Origin of the sequence: Actinoplanes sp. NPDC051633 (genome assembly GCF_040681735.1) — a bacterium.
GTDB lineage: Bacteria > Actinomycetota > Actinomycetes > Mycobacteriales > Micromonosporaceae > Actinoplanes.
Map to the genome: position 1 here is coordinate 1 of NZ_JBFAZH010001164.1, position 2,410 is coordinate 2,410.

General features: G+C 69.5%; 3 protein-coding genes. All 3 read left to right on the plus strand.

Going from position 1 to position 2,410, the window contains the following annotated elements; all coding sequences use genetic code 11:
* A partial coding sequence (locus AB0M20_RS38455; protein WP_364305844.1) for a replication initiator occupies positions 1–642 on the plus strand: 642 nt, incomplete at its 5' end.
* A 57-nt stretch (positions 643–699) separates the two neighbouring features.
* Positions 700–1,026, plus strand: a complete 327-nt coding sequence (locus AB0M20_RS38460; protein ID WP_364305846.1) for a helix-turn-helix domain-containing protein — start codon at positions 700–702, stop codon at positions 1,024–1,026.
* A gap of 24 nt (positions 1,027–1,050) precedes the next feature.
* Positions 1,051–2,410 (plus strand): LacI family DNA-binding transcriptional regulator (locus tag AB0M20_RS38465; RefSeq protein WP_364305848.1); only part of this gene is annotated, 1,360 nt, incomplete at its 3' end.

Here is a 2,410-nt window from a genome sequence, read left to right on the forward strand (position 1 = left end):
ACCAAGTCGACCGAAGTCACCGGACACAACTCACCCCGGATCACTGACGACAACCGACGTGTCTACGCCGACCCGGACGGCACCCATACCGAACGGCTCGTCGACGCCTGCTGGCGGCTCGGCAACTACCGCACCGATCCGGAGCCACCCACCAAGTTGATGAGTGAGCGGCGGGCCGGGACTGCCCCGGCCGAGCCGTTCGGGACCCTGCGCACCGTCCCGGACTGCGGTGGCTGCACCCGCTACCGGGTCTGCCCCACCTGCGCCGCCGAGCAAGTCGCCGTCGCCGACGCGGTCCGCGACACCCCGGCCGGGCCACCAGTCAGCCCGTACCTCAAGCTGCGCCGCTGGGCGCACATGCTCGGCTTCGGCGGCCACTTCCTCACCAAATCCCGCCGCTTCTCCATCACCTTCGGCATGCTCCGCAATCAGCGGATCCTGTTCCGCCGCAACGAATCCAGCGGCCCGGATCAGGACGTCGCCGATACCACCGAGCCGACCGTGCTGGTTGTCAACTTCCTCGAATTCGTGGGCGCCGGATGGCAAACGCCGGCCGACGCCATGCTCGCCAACACCTCCGCCGCGATGGCCCGAGAGCACCAGGAAACCGCCCGCGAGTACCTGCACACCCGGGCGGCCTGAACGGCCGTCAACCGTCAAGCCAGCCCTGACGCCGAATCGGAGAGGACACGGATACGCATGGATGCCACTGGTCGCGCACCGGCGGGCTTCTACCGTGCGGCGGAGGTCGCACAGATGCTGCGGTGCTCGGAATGGTGGGTCAAGGAACAGGCTCGCCAACGCCGAATCCCGTTCTGCTGGATCGGCGGCAGCTACCTGTTCACCGACGAGCACATCACCGCGATCGTGCACCTGTTCGAAGTACAGCCAATGGAAGGTTGCGCTTCCCCACCGTCCACTGGACGTACGCGCAGGTCGGGGGCCGCCACCGGTCCGGCAGGTGCCGGGCTGGTCGCCCGCGTCCCACGCCGAGCGCGGGCGGCTCAGGACATGGAAGCGGCCTAGGTCGAAGATCGGAAAGGAGAAGTCATGGGATACGCGGAGAATCGTGGTGGCTACTGGCGAGGTCGGTACAAGACAGCGCCGGGCCGATACGCCACCGTCGTCGACGGCAACGGGGCAACGGTGAAGTTCCGCACCCGTCGTGAGGCGGAGCAGGCGGCGAACGACGCCGAGGCTCGGGTGCGCAACGGCGGTCGTCCGCCCCGGGCAGCGGGCCGGATTGCGTTCGCCGAGTACGTCAACGACTGGTACGCCCGGCAGGACCTCGCGCTCTCGACCATGCAGAACTACCGGCGCACCATCGAGGACCATCTGCTACCGGCGTTCCACGACTTCGCGGTCGCGGCCATCACACCCGCCGACGTAGCGGTCTGGGAGAAGCGGGAGCGGACGCTTGGTTACGCCGAGGCTAGCTTGCGGCTGTGGCGCACGACATTGCATCTCATCCTTGCGGATGCGGTGGACGAGGGCCTTCGGGAATCCAATCCGGCGGCGCGGCGACGGGGACGCGGCAGGAGGGCCGGTCGCTCACAGCATCGAGCACCGGAGAAGACGGTCACGACGGGGCTCGGCGTCCTGCTGCTCGCCGAGCGGGCGGCTCTTCTGTCGGGCCGCGACGACGAATTCTTGGCAGTGGTGACGCTCGGCTTCACCGGCCTGCGCTGGGGCGAGCTCGTCGGCCTGGAGGCGGCCTACGTGCGGCCCGCGTCGGTGCGGGTGGAGTGGCAGCTCTACGAGCTGGACACCGGCGAACTTCACCGCTGCCCGCCGAAGGACGACTCCTACCGGACCGTGCACGTTCCCGGCTGGCTGGGGTCGCTGCTAACGGAACACCTCGGCCGGCGGGCCGTCGCGCCGTGCAAATGCCACGGACACCGGTACGCATTCGGCGGCTACGGAACCGCGAACGGCTCGGCTCGCCGGTCGGGGCCGACGCTGGTCGAAGTCGCCCGCGCCGCTGAGGTGTCGACGGGCACCGTTTCGAACGTGCTCAATCGTCCGCACGTCGTGGAAGAGGCGACGCGGGAGGCGGTGCTGGCAGCGGTCGAACGTATCGGCTACGTCCGGGGAGCACCTACCGGCGCGGCGGCGGCGCACTACCGGCGCAACGGTTTCGCGACGTGGCTGTTCCAGCCCGCCGCCACCGGCCGGTATCCGGCGAAGGCACCCAAGCCGGCCCGCCCTGTCCCGGTGACGGCCGACCCGTGGCCCGGCGTGCCAGTGCGGGGCCGCAACGCGGCGGATCGGGCCGAGGCGTGCTGGCTGCCGATTGCACCTGGCCTGACGCCGCACGGGCTGCGGCACACGTACAAGACGCTCATGGTGGAACTGGGCACGCCGTCAACCGTGATGGACGACCAGATGGGTCACTCTGACGGCTCGGTCC

Bases quoted from the DNA above. Each gene is read 5' to 3' on its own strand.
- AB0M20_RS38460 (WP_364305846.1), top strand. From the start codon at position 700: ATGGATGCCACTGGTCGCGCACCGGCGGGCTTCTACCGTGCGGCGGAG.